Origin of the sequence: Achromobacter sp. (assembly GCF_032113835.1) — a bacterium.
In the GTDB taxonomy this organism is placed as follows: domain Bacteria; phylum Pseudomonadota; class Gammaproteobacteria; order Burkholderiales; family Burkholderiaceae_B; genus Achromobacter.
The window spans coordinates 1-18,584 of the sequence record NZ_DAMCTG010000050.1 but is presented as its reverse complement, the minus strand read 5'-3'; the positions used below and the strand labels follow the sequence as shown (position 1 = coordinate 18,584).

The 18,584-nt window shown below is 66.0% G+C and carries 13 protein-coding genes and 1 pseudogene; 4 read left to right on the top strand and 10 right to left on the bottom strand.

Annotated elements, in window-relative coordinates; genetic code table 11:
• Nucleotides 1-43: 43 nt before the first annotated feature.
• Together RT697_RS17330 and RT697_RS17325 are read right to left on the bottom strand one after the other, a co-directional pair.
• Entirely contained in the window at nucleotides 44-250 is a 207-nt protein-coding gene (locus RT697_RS17330; RefSeq protein ID WP_313700503.1) for a Flp family type IVb pilin, read from the bottom strand.
• A 34-nt stretch (nucleotides 251-284) separates the two neighbouring features.
• On the bottom strand, nucleotides 285-1,115 hold the full coding sequence (locus RT697_RS17325) for an MHYT domain-containing protein (RefSeq protein ID WP_313700501.1): 831 nt from the start codon (nucleotides 1,113-1,115) through the stop codon (nucleotides 285-287).
• Between the two features lie 545 nt (nucleotides 1,116-1,660).
• Here RT697_RS17325 and RT697_RS17320 point away from each other — a divergent pair.
• From RT697_RS17320 to RT697_RS17310, 3 genes are all read left to right on the top strand, one after another.
• Nucleotides 1,661-3,322 (top strand): POTRA domain-containing protein, encoded by a 1,662-nt coding sequence (locus RT697_RS17320; RefSeq protein WP_313700533.1) that lies wholly within the window; start codon nucleotides 1,661-1,663, stop codon nucleotides 3,320-3,322.
• A gap of 369 nt (nucleotides 3,323-3,691) precedes the next feature.
• Nucleotides 3,692-5,302 carry a collagen-like triple helix repeat-containing protein gene (locus RT697_RS17315; protein ID WP_313700500.1) on the top strand — a complete coding sequence of 537 codons (1,611 nt, stop codon included), beginning with the start codon at nucleotides 3,692-3,694 and terminating at the stop codon, nucleotides 5,300-5,302.
• Between the two features lie 27 nt (nucleotides 5,303-5,329).
• A complete protein-coding gene (locus tag RT697_RS17310) occupies nucleotides 5,330-5,875 on the top strand; it encodes a MarR family winged helix-turn-helix transcriptional regulator (protein ID WP_313700498.1) in 546 nt (181 codons plus the stop codon).
• Between the two features lie 94 nt (nucleotides 5,876-5,969).
• Here the strand turns inward: RT697_RS17310 and RT697_RS17305 are convergent, their stop codons facing one another.
• From RT697_RS17305 to RT697_RS17275, 7 genes are all read right to left on the bottom strand, one after another.
• A complete protein-coding gene (locus RT697_RS17305) occupies nucleotides 5,970-7,661 on the bottom strand; it encodes a dipeptide ABC transporter ATP-binding protein (RefSeq protein ID WP_313700496.1) in 1,692 nt (563 codons plus the stop codon).
• Nucleotides 7,658-9,169, bottom strand: a complete 1,512-nt coding sequence (locus RT697_RS17300) for an ABC transporter permease (protein ID WP_313700494.1) — start codon at nucleotides 9,167-9,169, stop codon at nucleotides 7,658-7,660. The genes RT697_RS17305 and RT697_RS17300 overlap by 4 nt, the downstream gene beginning before the upstream one ends.
• Nucleotides 9,170-9,174: 5 nt before the next feature.
• Complete coding sequence (locus tag RT697_RS17295; protein ID WP_056563262.1) at nucleotides 9,175-10,152, bottom strand: ABC transporter permease; 978 nt, start codon at nucleotides 10,150-10,152, stop codon at nucleotides 9,175-9,177.
• Nucleotides 10,149-12,386: an ABC transporter substrate-binding protein gene (locus RT697_RS17290; RefSeq protein ID WP_313700492.1), complete on the bottom strand. Its 2,238-nt coding sequence runs from the start codon at nucleotides 12,384-12,386 to the stop codon at nucleotides 10,149-10,151. The genes RT697_RS17295 and RT697_RS17290 overlap by 4 nt, the downstream gene beginning before the upstream one ends.
• 216 nt (nucleotides 12,387-12,602) lie before the next feature.
• The gene (locus RT697_RS17285; RefSeq protein ID WP_313700490.1) at nucleotides 12,603-13,283 is read right to left on the bottom strand and encodes a thermonuclease family protein; all 681 of its coding nucleotides are present in this window, start codon (nucleotides 13,281-13,283) and stop codon (nucleotides 12,603-12,605) included.
• Nucleotides 13,284-13,535: 252 nt separating this feature from the next.
• Nucleotides 13,536-14,546 carry a magnesium and cobalt transport protein CorA gene (locus tag RT697_RS17280; RefSeq protein ID WP_313700488.1) on the bottom strand — a complete coding sequence of 337 codons (1,011 nt, stop codon included), beginning with the start codon at nucleotides 14,544-14,546 and terminating at the stop codon, nucleotides 13,536-13,538.
• Nucleotides 14,547-14,632: 86 nt separating this feature from the next.
• The gene (locus RT697_RS17275) at nucleotides 14,633-16,762 is read right to left on the bottom strand and encodes an ATP-dependent helicase (protein ID WP_313700486.1); all 2,130 of its coding nucleotides are present in this window, start codon (nucleotides 16,760-16,762) and stop codon (nucleotides 14,633-14,635) included.
• 115 nt (nucleotides 16,763-16,877) lie between these two features.
• Here RT697_RS17275 and RT697_RS17270 point away from each other — a divergent pair, with 115 nt between their 5' ends.
• Nucleotides 16,878-17,792, top strand: coding sequence for a DUF72 domain-containing protein (locus tag RT697_RS17270; protein ID WP_313700484.1), 915 nt, complete (start codon nucleotides 16,878-16,880; stop codon nucleotides 17,790-17,792).
• A gap of 269 nt (nucleotides 17,793-18,061) precedes the next feature.
• On the opposite strand, the pseudogene RT697_RS17265 reads toward RT697_RS17270, so the two are convergent.
• Nucleotides 18,062-18,584: pseudogene (locus RT697_RS17265) on the bottom strand (PLP-dependent aminotransferase family protein); the annotation flags it as partial.

The following is an 18,584-nucleotide window of genomic DNA, read 5'->3' as shown; positions in this document are numbered from 1 at the left end:
CGCCGCGGTGGCCGGACCACCACGGCGCGTATCCGCTTGCGCCTCAGCCGCCAGCCGGCGGCGTGGTGCCGGTGCCTGCCTTGGCGTTGTCGAGCTTGGTGCCAAGGTCCTCGAACATGCCTTTCAAGGAACCGGTAAAGGCGCCCACCGCCACGATGAGGGCCACCGCCACCATGCCGGCGATCAGCCCGTACTCAAGGGCGGTGATGCCGTCTTCGTCATTCCAGAACTGCGCAAGTGTTGATTTCATATCAAGCTCCATGGGCATCGGTTGAAGGGTCCCGCTAACCCGGCCCCGGCGAGGCGCCCGGGGATCTTCCCGAAACCTCGCCAGGGGCCGATTCAATGATCGAGTCGATTCGCTGCGCCATGCGCGCGCGAAAGCGTTGCGAAGCCCGCTGCAGATGCCAGCGCATGAGCAGCAAGGTGATGATGGACAGGGCGAACGCGATATACGGCAGCATGGCGCCCCCGATATACCCTCCGGCGGCGTCATTGGCGGCGGTGCAGATAACCGCCCCGGCGGCCGCGCCCGTGTAATGCATGCCGCATACCGCGACGGCCATCAATATGGCGGCGCCGATGCGCTGGCGTTCGTTCTGCGTATTAAATGCAAGCCAGAGCGCGGCGGTGGCCGCAATGACGGCGATCAGCACCGACAAGACCACCAGCGGCAGATTCCAGAGCAGGACCGCCGGCATGCGCGCGGCGCTCATCCCGACATAATGCATGGACGCGACACCGAAGCCCGCGGCGCACCCGCCGATCAGGCACCGAATAAAAGAGAAACGGTCGCGGCCGACATACCAGAATGCCCAGCCGGAAAACCCGGCGGCAACCAGAAAGCTCAGTATGGTCAGCCCAGTCTGATAACCCACTTCAAAGGGTAGGTTCTGCGCCAGCATGCCGATGAAGTGCATGCTCCAGATCCCCACCCCGCCCATCGCCACCGCGCCGATGACGACATAGCCGAGGCGGATCTCGCCGTCCTGCGTTTCAGCGCGGATGCCCGCTGCCGCCAGCAGGGCGACGTACGAGCCCAGGGCCGCGATCAGGAACGACAGCGCCACCAGGCCTGTGTCGAAAGATAGCGGGACGACGTCTCCCGGGCTCATGAAAGCTCCTTGTGTGGTGACCGGCGGCGGTTATGCGCGGCCGGCGGGTAATTGCAGTGCTTCTCGCAGTATTTCCCAGTCATTTGAATCTCCGGGAGAGTCCACACATTTTGCGTATTTTTGATACGTGGCCTTAGTTTATATATTGCGAAATCATACGCATCAGGGTTTTCACTGAATTTCGCGATGTTGCGACACACCAGTTGTAACGGATACTCCCAACATCGAGGGAATCGTATAAAAAACGCTCGAATCTCGCCTATCTTTCAGAAAACGAATTAATGGGGACATCGGAATAATGCAGAACAGAAGACATATTCCACGTCGTACAACCTCAGTTTGAAATCGATTGTCATTGTTCAGACAATACTGGCACCATATAAATGGCCCTAATCGAAACTTTTAATTACTGGTGACGTAACCCCTTTCCACTCGATACGCGATCTTTATCGGCTCGGCGTTCACATGAGCAAGCAGAAATGAAAGATAAAAAAGGCACACGAGTGAAGATTCAAGGCGGGCCATTGGCCCTGGCCCTGTTTTGCATGATGGCAACGGGTTCGCCTGCCCGGGCGGAGGGTCCGTTGCGCGGCAACCCGGTGGACTCCCTGCCGCGGCTGGAACGTCCGCCCTCGGCAAGGCAGCCGCCGCCGGTCGTCCAGACCGCGACCCCGGAGCAACTGGCGTTGCAGGCCCGGCTGGCGCAACGGATCGTGCCCCGCAACTTCGACGTCACCGGCGTGCGCGCCATTCCGTTCGAGGAAGTGTCCGCGGTGCTCGCCCCGCTGGCGGGCAAGGAAATCAGCCTGGGCGAACTGGTCGCCCAGGTGGACAAGATCACGCAGCTCTACCGCGACAAGGGGTATCCGCTGTCGTTTGCGCTGGTGCAGAACCAGACGTTCGCCAACGGGCTGGTCGTGGTGACGGTGGTCGAGGGCTACATCGCCAATGTGCGGATCGACGGCGACATCGGCAACGCGCAGGACCGCCTTGAAGCGCTGGCCGGGCCAATGCTGGCGGAAAGGCCGCTCAGCCAGGCCACGCTCGAGCGCCAATTGAACCTGATGCGCACCGTGCCGGGCGTCAGATTCACGCCCAGCCTGGACCTGCCCCGCCGGGCGGACGGCGCCACCGAACTGTCGTTGACGGCCAGCCGCCAGCCCGTCAACCTGAGCGGCGACATCGCGGACCTTGGCACCGGCATGCAGCCCGTGGTCAATGTCACGACCAACAGCCTGACGCCCTTGGGTGAACAGGTGAAACTGACTGCGGCGGTACCCTTCAATACCGACGACGTTAAATACGTGTCGGGTGAAATCCGCGTGCCGATCGGCGCCAATGGGCTAACGGTCAAGGTTGACGGTTATTACTACGATGCGCGCCCGCAGGATGACGCGATCGAGCTGCTGGGTTTTGATCGCCGGGTAAAAAACGACCGCATCGGCGTCGGCGTCAGTTATCCGTTTCTGTTAAACAACCGGCGTTCACTGACGGGGACATTGGGGGTATATGCCGCCAATTCCAAGGACCGGTACGAAGCCCGCGAATCCGACCGGTGGTTGCAGCAGGACGCGCAGGTGCGCGCCGCAACGGCCGAGATGCGTTATATCCAGGTCTCCGAAACCAAGGCGACACACGTCACGCTGACGGTCGCCAAGGGTTTTGACGCGGTAGGCGCAAAAAAGGATATCTCGACCAACTACGGTTATTCCGCCACGCCGCGGCTGGACCTGGACTTCAGCCGCTACAACCTGAACGCCCGGCAGACCTTTGCGCTGCCCGCCCAGTTCGGGCTGGTTTTCTCCGGCGCCGGCCAGTATTCCAGCAATATTCTGCCCTCTTCAGAGCAGATCTCCTTTGGCAGTTGGCGGTTTGCCATGGGTTATCCGCAGGGCGAGCAAAGTGGGGACAAAGGCATTGGCGTCTCGGCGGAGATCAACCGCCGTTTCGGCGTGGGCTGGACATACCTTTCCAGCGTGCAGCCATACGCCTTGGTCGACTACGCGCGCACCTGGTACAACAACAAGGACCTGCAGACGTTGAATAACCGGCACCTGTCGTCCGTGGCGCTGGGCGTGCGGATCACCGACGACAAGCATTATCTGTTCGACTTCAACGTGGCCAAGCCGGTGGGGTCCGCCACCGTCAATAGCGACCGCGACCTGCGCTTCAACGCCAATTACTCGCTGTTCTGGGACGCGCTGTAACTGCCCAGCCGGGCCCGGCGCGGTTATGCCGGGATTTTAAAAACGCCCGTTCCGACGGGCGTTTTTAATGCGCGAAAGGCGCCGACGTTACGTAACGTCGAACGTAACGTCCGCCGTAACGTTACGTCGGATGACCGGTTTTCCGTAACAGTCGCAGGCTCGCCGCCATCCCAAAACAGGGATTATCGGGAGACAGGGAAAAACCCTTAAATTCCAGCGTATGAGCTTGATAACAAAGCGAATTTATTGGCGCGGCATTTCCAACACTGGCGATTTGCATCGGTTCTGAAAAATCTTGGCATGGTTTGTGCATCAGGAAGCGTACCGGGTTGTTTCAACACCCGATTCTTCCAGCCAAAGGAGTTCGTCATGCAGAACCGTACCGAGATGCGCCGCCTCCATCACGTCCTGACCGCCACCGTCATGGCCACCGCGCTTGTCGGCGCGCTGACCGCCTGCGGAGGTGGCGGCGGCGGCGGGAAGAAAACCGCAGGTCTTCCGGGCACCGATATCCCGACCAACCCCGGCGGCGGGGGTCTTGATCCCGGCGTCAACCCCGGTGGCGGAACGAATCCCGGCGGCGGAACGAATCCCGGCGGTGGCACCAATCCCGGCGGCGGCGGCACCGACCCCGGCACCAACCCGCCGCGCGTGACCGGCCTGCTGGAAACGACGCTGGGCAATACCGGCGGCGCGGTCGACAACGCCCTGCCCCTGAATCTGGACACGACCCTTGGCGGCGTGGGCAAGGCGCTGGATCCCACCATCAAACCGGTCGCGGACACCGTGGTCGGCCTGACGCAGCAGGTTGGCGCGACGACCGGCCTGGGCCAGCCCGTGGACGGCATCGTCAGGCAGGTGGGTGGCGCGGTCAGCGACCTGGGCACGGACGTCAAGGGCTCGGGCCTGCCCGGCGGCCTGGCGGCTGGCGTCGGCGGTCTGGTGGATGGCCTGGGCAAGACGGTGGCCAGCACCGGCGGCCTGCTGCATGCGGACGCGAACAATCCCAATCCCCTGACGACGGTTCTTGGCAATTCCACCGGCGCGGTGGGCGCGCTGACGGGCCCGCTGGCCGGCCAGGGCGGTCTGCTGCAGCCGATTACGCAGGTAGTGGGTGGCGTGACGGGCGGAGCGCTCAACGGCCCCACCACGCCGCTGCTTGAGCCCGCGCTGGGCAATGTCGGCAAGACCGTCGACAACGTGCTGCCGCTGGGCCTGCAGACGACGCTGGCCGGCGTGGGCGGCGCCCTGGATCCGACTGCCAGCCCGCTGGCCGGCAACGTGGTTGGCCTGACGCAGCAAGTGGGCGACACGACGAAGCTGGGCGCACCGGTCGCCAACCTGCTGACCAGCCTGGGCGGCACGGTCACCAATCTGGGCGGCTCGTTGCCGGGCGCCGCGCCGGGCTTGAACGGCGTGCTGCAAGGACTGGGCGGCGCGGTCACCAGCGCGGGCGGATTGCTCCATGCCACGCCGGGCAACACGAATCCGCTGGGTTCGACGCTGGCCAACGCCACGGGCGCGGTTGCCTCGCTGACCGGGGGCCTGGGCGGCGCCAATGGAACGGGTGGCTTGCTGGCGCCCGTGACGGGACTGCTGGGTGGTGTGACAGGCACCTTGAATGGCGGGGCGGGCGGCGCTGGCGGCGGTCTGCTCGGCGGGGTGACCGGCGGATTGACCGCTGGAGCCGGCGCCTCCGCAGGTGCGGGCGCCGGGGCCGGCACGAACGGCGGTGGCCTGCTGGGCGGGTTGCTGGGTGGCGTGAACGTCGGGGCGGGCGCGGGCGCCGGTGCGGGCGCAGGCGCTTCCACCGGTGCGCCGGCCAGTTCGGGCGGAACGACGGGTGGCGCAGCCAACGGCGGCCTGCTCGGCGGACTGCTTGTGGGGGTGACGGGCGCCACGACGGGTGGCGCGACGGGCGGCACGCCCAACGGCGGCTTGCTGGGCGGGTTGCTCGGCGGCCTGGCCGGCAAGAAGTAATCCCCCTAATCGCCAGGAAACCACATCATGCTGCAACAACAGACCTACCATCACCACGAGCCCATGACCGGCATGGCCGAGCCTTCAAAGAGCAGCCGGAGGTCCGGGATGCTGGACGAGATCGGCCTGCTGCTCGGCCGGCAGTTCGCCGCCTACAACACGGCCTGCCAATCGGCCTTGGCCGAGAAGCTGGGCACGACGGTGGCGGATCTCAAGGCGCTGGAGCTGGTCATGGCGTTCGATGCCTTGCCGACGGGGCACCTGGCGCGGTTGATGGGCATCAGTTCGGGTGGCGCGACCGCGCTCATCAACCGGCTGGAAGCGGCCGGCTACGTGGAACGCGGCCGCCACCCGCTTGACCGCCGCATCATCGTGATCCGGCCGGTCGAGGCGCAGTGCCGGGTGCTCGCGCAGGAGCGGCGGTGGATCGCCGAAACCATCGCGATGACGTCCTGCAACTTTGACACCGCGGAACTGGAGGCCGTGCACGGGTTCCTGACGTGCTGCGGCCGCGGCGTAAAGCGCGACACGCTGGACTGGCTGGAGACGGGCAGCGCGCATCAGCCCGAGTAGGCGGCGGCGGGTTATTGCCTCGTTGCCGCTGCCACTGGATCCGGCCACATCGGCCGGATCCGGTTTTTCTTTGATTCACCCCGCGCCCAAGGGATCAGTCCGCTTCAGGCGGCCCGAAGTGCAGACGCGGCACCGCGGCCAGCAGCCGGCGCGTGACTTCCTGGCGCGGCGCCAGCAAGACCGGCTCGGCCTGACCGAGCTCGACGATGCGGCCCTTGTCCATAACCGCGATGCGGTCCGCCAGGTACTCGACCACCCCGAAGTTGTGGGTGATGAAGAGATACGCAATGCCCAGGTCGGCCTGCAGTTCACGAAGCAGATCCAGGATCTGCGCCTGCACCGACACATCCAGCGCCGACGTGGGTTCGTCGCAGATCAGCACCTTGGGTTCGACCGCCAGCGCGCGCGCGATGGCGATGCGCTGACGCTGACCGCCCGAGAATTCATGCGGATAGCGCGTCAGCGTGTTGGCGGGCAGCCCTACCCGCTCGATGAGCTGCGCGGCGTGCTTCTCGCGGTCCTGCCGGCTCATGCCGCGCTTGAGCGACGCCAGCCCCTCGTCCAGGATCTCGCCAATGCGCATGCGCGGGTCCAGCGACGCGTACGGGTCCTGGAACACGATCTGGATGTCCTGCCGCAGGCGTTGCAGTTGGCGGCGGTCGGCCGTCAGCAGGTCCTGGCCCTGCAGCATGGCGCGGCCCGAGATGCGCGCACCGTCGATCAGGCGCAGCAAGGCCTTGCCGGTGGTGGTCTTGCCGCAGCCGGACTCGCCCAGCAGGGCCAGTGTTTCGCCCGCGCGCAGCGTGAACGTCACGCCGTCCACGGCCTTGACCCACGACACGATGCGGCGCAGTGGCCCCTTGCGTATCGGGTAATGGACCTTCAGATCCTGCACGTCCAGCACCACGCCCGCCGTGCGATCCGGCCCGGCCTGCTGGCGCTGCTGCGCGGCCACGGCGCGGCCCTGTTCGGTCAGCGGCACGCCACGCTTGTCGAAGGTGGGAATGGCTTCGAAGAGTTGCTTGGCGTACGGATGGCGCGGCGCGCGGAAGAATTCCTCGGCGCTGGCGCTTTCGACGATCTCGCCGCTGCGCATCAGGGCCACATGATGCGCCACGTTCTTGACCACGGCCAGATCGTGCGTGATCAGCAGGACGGCCATGCCCATTTCCTGCTGGATGTTGGCCAAAAGGTCCAGCACCTGCGCCTGCACGGTCACGTCCAGCGCGGTCGTCGGCTCGTCGGCGATCAGCAGCACGGGCTCGGCCGCCAACGCGATGGCGATCATGACGCGCTGCTTCTGGCCACCGGAAAACTGGAACGGATAGTCGTCGATGCGGCGCTCGGGCTCGGGTATGCCAACCCGGCGCAGCCAGTCGATGGCCCGCGCGCGTGCCGCCGCCCCGCGCAGCGGCGTGTGCGCGGTCAGCGTCTCGATGATCTGGTCGCCCACGCGCATGACCGGGTTCAGGCTGGTGGAGGGTTCCTGGAAGATGATGCCGATGCGCCCGCCGCGCACGCCGCGCATGGCGCTTTCCGGCAGGCGGTTCAGGTCTTCGCCGTCCAGGTCGATCTGCCCGCCCACGATGCGTCCGGCGTCCGGCAGCAGCCGCAGCAGCGCCAGCGCGGTCATGCTCTTGCCGCAGCCCGATTCGCCCACCAGCGCAAAGGTCTCGCGCTGCGAGATCGCCAGCTGCAACCGCTTGACCGCGTGCGTCATGCCGCTTTCGCCCGCGACGTCGACATCCAGGCCGTTCACGGTCAGCAAGGGAGTGTCGTAGCTCATGGCGCCTCTCCGGTCTTGGAGGCGCGGCCGTCCGCCGCCAGCATGGCTTCCGGACGGCGGCCAAGAAAGCCCAGGCGCGCCAGGCGGCTGGGCTTGTAGCGGCGCGTGCGCGGGTCGAAGGCGTCGCGCACCGCGTCCGCAAACAGGTTGGCGGCCAGCACCAGCGCCAGCATGAAGAGGAAAGCGGTCATCAGGTTCCACCAGATCATGGGATCGCGCGACATCTCCAACCGCGCGCCGTCGATCATCGAGCCGAAGGAATTCATGCTGGGATCCACGCCGATGCCCAGGTAGGACAGCACGGCCTCGTAAAGCACCAGGCCCGAGAATTCCAGCACCACCGTGATCAGCACCAGGTGCGCCACGTTGGGCAGCAGGTGGCGCGTCATGATGCGCCAGTGCGAGACGCCAAAGGCGCGCGCGGCCTGCACGTATTCCAATTCGCGCAGCTTGAGCGTTTCGGCGCGCAGCAGGCGGCACAGCCCTGCCCAGCCGGTCAGGCCCAGGATCATGCACAGGAGGAACAGCCGCAGGTCGGCGCGTGCCGCCGAGGTGTCGAACAGGTCGGAATGGTTGTCGATGTACACCTGCATCATCAGCGCGCAGGCGGCGACCAGCAGCACGCCGGGGATCGATGTGATCGTGGTGTACAGGTACTGGATCGCGTCGTCGACCTTACCCTTGAAGTACCCGGCCGCGATGCCAAAAATGATGGCCGGCGGCAGCATCGCCAGCGTGGTGAGGCTGCCGATGACGAGCGCGGTGCGGATGCTTTTCAGCGCCTGCCACAGCACGTCGTTGCCGATGCGGTCGGTGCCCAGCGCGTGATAGCCGCTGGACAGCCCGGCCAGCGCCCCCACGGTCAGGCACAACAGGGCGAAGGTGATCGTCATGGCGCGCCAGGGAATGTCGGCGCGGCCGGCCAGCAATTCCTCTGCGGCATGGGACGCCGAACCGGTGGCGCGCGTCAGGCAGGCAAACAGCAGGACCGCGCCGGCCAATGCGACGGCCAGCCCCGCGGCCAGTCCCCATCCCAGCCGCATGGCGATATCGCCGCCGCGTTCCTTTTCGGGATCGGTCAGGTGCAGCGCCGCGCCGCGCAGCCGCGGAAAATCGCGCACCGGCTTGTCGTCGACCAGCATGGTCTCTTTGGTGAACTGATGCGCGGCCAGCGGCTCGGAATAGGTTTTTTCGGGGCGCGTGAGCACGGTGCCGGCCAACAGCCCGTCCAGCGCGGACCGCACGGCGGGCGCATAGACCGGCGGGGCGTCGGCGGCGGCGCCCGGTGCGGGCGGCAGCAGCGGACGGTAGTGGACGGAATCCAGCAGGCCGACCACCGAAAAGGCGACCAGGATGACGGCCGAACACATGGCGGGCGTGTCGCGCGCGACACGCGCCCAAGTGGCGCGCAGGTTGGGGCTGCGGCGCACGTGCCAGACGTAGGCCAGCGCGCCCGCCACCATCAGCCACAGCGCGATATCGGTCCAGAGAAAGACGAACTTGGGCATGGCGGCTACTCGAAACGCACGCGGGGATCGGCCAGCGTGTAGGAAATGTCGGCCAGGATCAGCCCCACGATGTAAAGCGCGGCGCCCAGGAACACCATGGCGCGCACGATGGAGAAGTCCTGTGCATTGATGGCGTCGATGGTGTAGCTGCCCAGTCCCGGAATGCCGAAGAACGATTCGGCGATCAGGCTGCCCATGAAGAGCAGCGGCAGCGCGGCGACCGTGCTGGTCAGGATGGGCAGCATGGCGTTGCGCAGCACGTGGCGGAACAGCACGACGCGTTCGGCCAGGCCCTTGGAGCGCGCGGTGCGCACGTAATCCTTGCCGATCTCCTCAAGAAACAGCGTGCGGTAGAAGCGCGCCTCGGGTCCCAGCCGCGACACAATCGCCACCAGCACCGGCAGCGCCAGGAACTTGATCACGTCCAGTCCGCCTGAATAGCCCGAGAACGGCACCAGCCGCAGCAGCTTCGCAAACAGCCATTGGCCCGCAATGATGTAGAACAGGCTGGATATCGACAGCAGCATCACGCACAGCACGACGCCCCAGAAGTCCAGCCGCGTGGCCCGGAAATACACCAGCGTCAGCGAGAACACGATGCTGGCGAACAGTCCCAGGAAAAACGTGGGCACCGCCAGCGCCAGGCTGGGCCCCATGCGCGTCTTGATCTCGCGGCCGATGTCCCGGCCGCCGTCCGACGCGCCAAAATCCATCACCAGCAGCGGCACCGAACGCCGGTAGAACACCGTGTCCGTGAGCTGCGCCGTGCCCTGGGCCTCGGCATTGAAAAAGAGCGGCTTGTCGTAGCCACGTTCGGCCTTCCATTTCTCGACGGCATCCTGGCTGACGCGCTGGCCGCCAATGGCCAGCCGTGCCATGTCGTCGGGCGTGTTCACCGCGAAGAACAGGATGAAGGTAAAGAGATTGACGCCGATCAGAATCAGCACGCCATACAACAGCCGGCGAATGACATAGCCGATCATGATTGATGCTCCTTGCGTTCGGGCGGCACAAACGCCGTCTGGCGTTCACGCCGCTTGAGCGCCACGTACGAAGGCCAGATCGCCAGCGCCAGCAGCAGGATGAAGACGCCGACGGGCCACCAGATGGGCGAGTTCCATTCGTCGATCTTCTGCTGCCGCAGCGCCGGGTCGATCTTCATGTATTGCAGCGTGTTGCGCACCATCTGCGTGGGTTTGGCGTTGCCGACCCACTGCTGATAAGCCCCGCCCGACATCGGGAAGTAGCCGAACATCCACGGCGCATCACGTTGGACGACGGCGATCATTTCGGCGATCAGTTCGGCCTTCTCGGGGCCGTCGTCCAGGAATTTCATCTGTTCGAACAGCTTGTCGAACTCGGGGCTGGCGTAGTTGGCCGCGTTTTCGCCGCCGCCCTTGGCCTTGGCGTTGGGGCCATACAGCAGGAAAAGGAAGTTTTCGGCGTCGGGGTAGTCGGCGTTCCAGCCCCACAGGAAGATCTGCGCGGCGCCGCGCAGCATCTTGTCCTGAAAGCGGTTGTAGTCGGTGGCCCGCACGTCGAGCTGCACGCCGATCTTGGAAAGCTGGCGCCGCATCCAGTCGGACTGCGGGTTGGAGCCGCCGCCGGACATGGAATCGAAATACAGCACCAGCGGCGCGCCCGTCTGCGCGTTGCGGCCGTCCGGGTAGCCCGCCTCGGCCAGCAGCCGCTTGGCCACGTCGAGGGACTTGCGCACCGGTTTGCCGTCGACCAGGTCGTACACGACGGGATTGATGCCTTCGGGCGGATCGCGGTAGCCCAGCACGCCGGGCGGCACCGGGCCATATGCCACCGACGCCTGGCTGTTTTCGAACACCGCGACGTACTCTTCCCAGTCGAAGGCGATGCTGATGGCCTGGCGCAGCTTACGGTTGCGTTCCTGCTGCTCGGGCGTGTCGCCCTTGCCCACCACCGGATCCAGCCAGTTGAAGCCCATGTACCAGTTGGCGGTCTCGACCGTGGTCGGCAGCTTGATGCCGTGTTCCTGATACTTGCGCGCCTTGTCCTGGCTGTCGCCGGCCGCCACCAGCATGGCCACGCCGTATTCGCCGCGCTCGATCTGCGGCACGTCGTAATAGCCCTGCATGAACTTGCCGGTCAGCGGAATGGCTTCCTTTTCGACGCTGAACTCGGCGCGGTCGATGAACGGCGTGGGCTTGCCGCAGTCGGCCAGCAGGCCCGCCGCCTTGTCGCCGGGTTCGCCTTCGCAGGGATAGGGTTCGCCGTGGTAATTGGGATTGCGGCCCAGCACGTGGCGGCGGTTCTGCAGCGACTCGACCAGCATGTACGGGCCGGTGCCCACTGGCCACGTGTTCAGCGACAGATCGTGCGCGGCCATGCCGGGCTGGTTGTAGAAACGGTCCGCCTCCCACGGGATGGGCGCGGTGAAGGTCATGGCCAGCCAATACTTGAACTGCGGATACTTGCCGTCGACGCGGATCCGCAGCGTGTGGGCATCCAGCGCCTCGACGCCCTTGAAGCCATCGTCCTCGCGCAGGTCCAGCCAGGGCGACGCGCCCGCGCCGCCGGGCACGTCGCTCCGCAGTTCCTGGTCGCGCTTGCGCAGCCGGTCGCCGTAGTCTTTGAGACCCTGCACGTGCTCGGCCATCAGCGAATAGATGGGTGACACCACCCGCGGGCTGGCCAGGCGCCGGAATGCGTAGACGTAGTCGTCGGCGGTGAGCTCGCGCGTGCCGGTCAGCGGGAAATCGGGAATGTAGAACTTGTCGTCGAGTTCGCCAGGCGCCAGCGGAAAGTAGGCGTAGCCGCCGTCCGGCTTGCGGGCAAAGGCCGGATGCGGTGCAAAGCGGATGCCGGGCCGGATCTTGATGTCGTAGATGCTTTGCGCGATCTGCTCGCCGGGCGCGTCCGCGGGCAGCGTGTTGCCGTCCTTGTCCAGGTACACCGGCGGATCGATCGACGCCGCCGCGCGCGGGATCAGTTCGTAGGGCCGCTTCAGGTAGTGATACCCGTAGAGCGGCTCATAGATGTTGTAGGTATATGGGGTTTCGTCGCCGGAATAAGAGCTGGCCGGGTCGAGGTACTTGGGGGATCGTTTGACGAAAGCGGAATACAGCGTGTTCTGGCTTTCGGCGCCGGATGGATAGGGGCTGTTGATGGGGCTTTCTTGCGAGCAGCCCGCCAACGCCAGCGACAGCAGCATGGCCGACGCCCAGAGCCGCTTCAATACACCCATGGAAACCTTCCCTTCGTTTCGTAGCGACAGAGGATAGCAAATGGGGGGCCGGGGAAGTACCCCGGCATGCCCTAAGAGTCACCACGGGCGAATCGGGCGGGAGCGGGTCGGGATGGCGGCTGGGCGGCTGGATGGCGGCGAGGAGCCCGGATGACGGCGAGGAATTCGATGATGGCGAGGAACCCCGATGACGGCGAGGAACCCCGATGACGGCGCTCAGCCGCACTGGCGCTGGCGCCAGCAGTCATAACGCCATTTCCACGGTTGCGTCGGATCCGGCCGCGCCCACAGCCCGCGGCCGGCTGCCTTGGCCTGGCGCTGCAGATCCGGCATGGCCTTGTCGCGCAGGTAATCGCCCTTGCGGGCCGTGTAGGCCCAGGCGTAGCCGGCCTCGACCTGCACGCGGTTGGCCGAGCGCCCGTCGTCCAGCATCAGCGCGCAGACATCGCGGCCATACTGATCCTGCTCGTAGCACTGCGCGGTGAGCGTCTTGCCGGCCACCAGACCCGCCAGATGCTTGCGTGCGGCCTCGGCGTCAGGCTGACCGGGCTGATCGGTGCCATGGCCCTCTTCCGGCGCGTCGATGCTGTCCATGCGGATGCGCCGCTGCCCGTCGGGCGCCCGCAGCGTCACGGTGTCGCCGTCCGCCACATTCACGATCGTGCCCATCAGCGTGTAGCTGCCCGGCGGCACGCCACCGGCAGGCGCCACGGCAGAGGGCTTGCCCCCCGCCGGCGCCGTCGCCGAGGGCTTGCCACTGGCTGTCGGCCCCGGGCGCTGCAGCGCCGAATCCTGCGGCGAAAGCCAGTTCACGATGGCGCCCGCCGCCGCCAGAACCAGGGCGACGACAAGGGCGGTCAGCTTGCTGCCGCCACGAAAAGGGGATTTGCCACGCACCGGCGGAACTCCAGAGGAAAAACGAAAGCGAGTTTGCCACAAGGAGGTGCCTCACAAGGTGTCTGACACCCCAGGCACACCGCCGCAAACCCAAGGTCATCTCACCAGGGTGTCAGACACCGGGGCAAGAATCACACCGCTGCTCAGGTGTCTGACACCCCAGGCACACCGCCGCAAACCCGAGGTCATCCCACCAGGGTGTCAGACACCGGGGCAAGAACGCCATCACCCCAAGGTGTCAGGCCCGTCCTCTCACAACCAACCCGACTTCCGGAACCGCCAATACAGCACAGAACACACCGACGCGATGACGCCCAGGGTGATCGGATAGCCCCACGGCGACTTGAGTTCCGGCATGAATTCGAAGTTCATGCCGTAAATCCCCGCGATCGCGGTGGGCACGGCCAGGATGGCGGCCCAGGATGCGAGTTTGCGGGTCGTGTCGTTCTGCGCCGCCTGCCCGATCATCAGGCTGGCTTCAAACGCAAACGCCAGCGACTCGCGCAGCGAATTGAAAAGTTCATCCACGCGCAACACGCGATCCGCCACTTCGCCGAAGTACGGCCGCGCATGCTCGTCCACCGCAGACATCTCGACGCGCGCCAGCCGGCGGCAGATTTCGGCCAGAGGCGACACGACGGTATGGATGCGCAAGAGGTCCCGGCGCTGCCGGTACAGCCTGCGGATATCCGAGTCCTTGGCGCCGCGGATCAGCAGCTTCTGTTCGGCGCCTTCGACGACGCTTTCGATCTTGACGGCCGCCGCCACATAGCGATCCACCAGCCAGTCCAGCAGTTCGGACGCCACGTAGTCGCTGCCGCGCTTGAGCAGGTCGGGCGAGGCCTCCAACCGTTCCCGCAAAGGGCTGTGGCCGGCGGTGGCGCCGCGCCGCACGGTGACCAGGAACCCGTCGCCGATGAGGAACTGCGTCTCGCCGAAAATGGGCCGCTCGGCTTCGACTTCGACCGTCACAGCCACGATGAGAATCATGTTGCCGTAGTCGATGATCTTGGGACGCCGGTGCGTCTCCAGCATCTCTTCCTGGTTCTTGTCGCACGCGCCCAGTTCACGCGCCACCTTGGCCAGCGTGTCGGGATTGGGATTGCGCAGCCCGATCCACAACATGCCCTGGTTCTGGCGCTGGGCCACATACTGGCCGGCCTCGTCGATGGGAACCTCGCGGTCCCGCCGTCCGTTCACGTAGGCGATCGACGCCACGACCTCGCCCTTGGGCGCGTCGGGGGCTTGCTCTTCAGTAGACATAGACTTCCTCGGACAAATCGATCCCTGCGGCGCAGCGTGTAGTTATCGGCCGATGATAGCCCAGCCCGCCGGCGCGGGCCGGCCGCCTAGAAGAGGTTGCGCACGCGCTTGGCCACGTCGATGCGCGGCGCCTGCGGCTCGCGCGGCTCGGCCCGTCCGGGCGGCAGATCGGGCAGCTTGGGCAGGTGATCAAAGAGCGGCAGCATGGCGTTGGAGATGAACCGCGTGCGCGAGCCGTACACGTGCCGATCGCCCATCCCCGTCTGCTGATGCACGTAGAAGCGCTGCGGCACGACGAGCTGCAGCCGTTCCTTGGCCCGCGTCATCGCCACATACAGCAGCCGGCGCTCTTCCTCGATTTCTTCCGCCGTGCCCGTGCTCATGTCGGACGGAATGCAGCCGTCAACCACGTTCAGCACGTAGACCGCCTTCCACTCCTGGCCCTTCGCGGAATGGATCGTGGACAGGATCATGTAGTCCTCGTCGCGCAGCGGCGCACCGGATTCGTCGCTGGTGGCGTCGGGCGGGTCCAGCGTCAGTTCGGTCAGGAAACGCTCGCGCGTCGGATAGCCCGAGGCGATGCGCACGAGCTGGTCGAGATCTGTCTTGCGCACGCGTGCATCGTCGTACAGGCGCTCGAGCTGGCCGCTGTACCAGCGCAGCGCCAGGTCCACATCGGCCGGCCACTTCAGCGTGGGGTCGCACAGCGCGGCGTACGTGTCGGCGAAGGCGCCCCACTCTTCCTGCGCCGCCGCGCCCGGCTTGAACTCGCGCAGCGTGCGCAGCGGCTCGGCGGACGCGGACATCGCATCCATCAGCTTGCCCGCCGTGGCGGGGCCAATGCCCGGCATGAGCTGCGCGACGCGGAAACCCGCCATGCGGCCGCGCGGGTTTTCGGCCCAGCGCAGGATCGACAGCAGGTCCTTGACGTGCGCGGCCTCCAGAAAACGCAACCCGCCGAATTTGACGAAGGGGATGTTGCGGCGGGTCAGCTCCAGTTCCAGCGCGGCGCTGTGGCTGGCCGTGCGAAACAGCGCCGCCTGCGACTTGAGCGTCGCGCCGCCTTCGCGCTGCGCCAGCACTTGGTCGGCCACCCAGCGCGCCTGCCCAGCTTCGTCGCTGACCGTGACCAGCTCGGGCAACTGCGACGACTTGCGGTCGGTCCACAGGTCCTTGGCGTAGCGTTCGGTCGCCTGCGCGATCACGGCGTTGGAGGCGGTCAGGATGGGTTGCGAAGACCGGTAGTTGCGGTCCAGCGTGATGACCCTTGCGGGTGCGGGAAACAGGTTGGGAAAGTCCAGAATGTTGCGCACCGTGGCCGCGCGGAACGAGTAGATGGATTGCGCGTCGTCGCCCACCACCGTGAGGCCGCGGCCGTCGGGCTTCATGGCCAGCAGGATCGCCGATTGCAGCCGGTTGGTGTCCTGGTATTCGTCCACCAGCACGTGATCGAAGCGCGCGCCGACATCCGCTGCAATCTCCGCGTCCGACATCATTTCGGACCAGTAGAGCAGCAGGTCGTCATAGTCCAGCACCTGCTGGTCCTGTTTGGCCGCGACGTACGCGCGGAACAGGTTCTTGAGCTCGTCCTCCCATTGGGCGCACCACGGAAACGACGTCTTGAGCACGTCGCCCACCGGCGTCTGGCTGTTGACCACGCGCGAATAGATCGCCAGGCACGTGCCCTTGAGCGGAAAGCGGGACTTGGTGGAGGACAGACCCAACTCGTGCCGCACCATGCCCATCAGGTCCTCGGCGTCGCCGCGGTCGTGGATGGTGAAGGCTTCGGACAGGCCGATGCGCAGCGCGCAATCGCGCAAGAGGCGCGCGCCGATCGCATGGAAGGTGCCCGCCCATGGCAGCGACGGCGCCTGCTGCGACGAACGCAGGTTCATCACCCGTTGCAGCACCGACCCCACGCGCCGCTCCATTTCCAGCGCCGCGCGGCGCGAGAATGTCAGCAGCAGCATGCGCTGCGGGTCCGCCCCGTTCAGAATCAGGTGCGCCACGCGATGCGCAAGCGTATTGGTCTTGCCCGACCCCGCGCCCGCAATCACCAGCAGCGGGCCGTCGTTGCCGGGCGCGCCGGCCACGCCGAATTCGGCGGCCTCGCGCTGCGCAGGATTCAGATCGGCCAGCGGATCGGGCCGCTCGGCCGGACGGGCGGCGGACTGGTGGTTGTCGGGCGTGTCGGGAGTTTGAGCTTGGTCTGACATGTCGCGGAGCCGCAGCGCTGCGGCCGCAAAAAAGGAAGGAGCCAAGGCTGGCTCCGGGTGAACACTGTATATTTATACAGAATTTTTTGACTTCCGTCTGAACCGCCCCGGCGCCATGCCCGATTTTCCCCGCATCCTGACCGGCACCGCCTCCTGGACCGACCCCACCCTGCTGGCCTGCGGCCGGTTCTATCCGCCCGACGCCCGCAGCGCCGAATCGCGGCTGCGGTTCTATGCGTCGCGATATACACTGGCCGAGGTCGACTCCAGCTTCTACGCGATGCCCACGCCGGACAACGCCTACCTGTGGTCCACCCGCACGCCGGACGATTTCGTCTTCAACATCAAGGCCTTCCGGCTGTTCACCGGCCACCAGACCCCGCTGACTGCCCTGCCCGGCGACATCCGGCGCGAACTGACGGACTGGCCCGAGCCCATCATCTACCACGACCGCATGCCGGCCGACCTGCGCGACGAACTCTGGCGGCGCTACCAGCTTGCCATCGAGCCGCTGCGGATGGCGGACAAGCTGGGCGCGGTGCATTTCCAGTTTCCCCCCTGGATACGGCGCGACGCCCGCGGGATGGCGCGCGTGACGGACTGCGCGCGGCGGATGGAGGAACATCTGGTGTCGGTGGAATTCCGCCACCGCAGCTGGTTCGACACCCCGGCAGCCACTGCGGACACGCTGGCTTTCGAACGGGATCTGGGTGTTGTGCACACCGTTGTCGACGCGCCGCAGGGGTTCGAGAACACCGTGCCTGCGGTTTGGGAAAGCACCCATCCGGACCTGACGCTGCTGCGGCTGCACGGGCGCAATGCGGCCAAGTGGAATGCGTCGGGCCCGGCGTCGTCGGGGCGGTTTCAGTACGAATACTCGGAAGCGGAACTGGCCGAACTGGTCGCCCGCTTCACGCGGCTGGCCTCGCAATCGGCGCAGGCGCACGCGGTGTTCAACACCAACTTCGAAGACCAGGGCATGCGCAACGCGGCGGCGTTTGCGTCGGCGCTGCAATTGCCTGGGGTGTGAATGGGTGTCTGACACACGGCCAAGTTTGAGTACTGGGCCGGTGTCAGACACCCGGGAAGATCAGCCGCGGTGCGCAGCGGCGTCTCAACGGGTGTCAGACACCTAGGTACCAACGGGTGTCAGACACCTAGGTACCATCGGGTGTCAGACACCTAGGTAGTGGCCAAGATGCAAGGTGTCTGACACCCACAGCGAACCTCTTCAATCCGAGGCGGTGCCGCATGGGTGTCTGACACCGGCCTATAGAACCCAACCTCTGCACTCAGGGATCAACCCCCCGCCTTCGCAGCCGTCTTCACCGCCGGCCGCGCCACCTCCGCCAGACTCTCCAGCAGCACCTCAAACTTGCGCGCAATGTCGTGCTCCGGCACGCAGGCATATCCCAGCAACAGCCCCGGCCGGCGCCCTTCCTCGTTGACGTAATACCGTGACAGCGCACGCGTCAGCACGCCCTTGCTGCGCGCCACCTCAACGACCCGCAGGTCGTCCATGTCCGCCGGCAGCGTCAACACCAGATGCAAACCCGCCATGCTCGCATCGCGATGCAGCCAGTCCGGACCCAACCGGCGCTCGATCAGGTTGACGAGCATGGCGCGGCGGCGGCCGTACAGCATGCGCATGCGGCGGATGTGCGCCGCGTAATGGCCTTCGGAAATGAACGTGGCCAGCGCCGCATGCGTCATCAGATGACCCTCGCGGTACAGCTCGGCGTGCGCCGCCTGGAACGCCGCCGTCAGCGGCTTGGGCAGCACCAGATACCCCACGCGCAGCCCCGGATACAGCGTCTTGCTG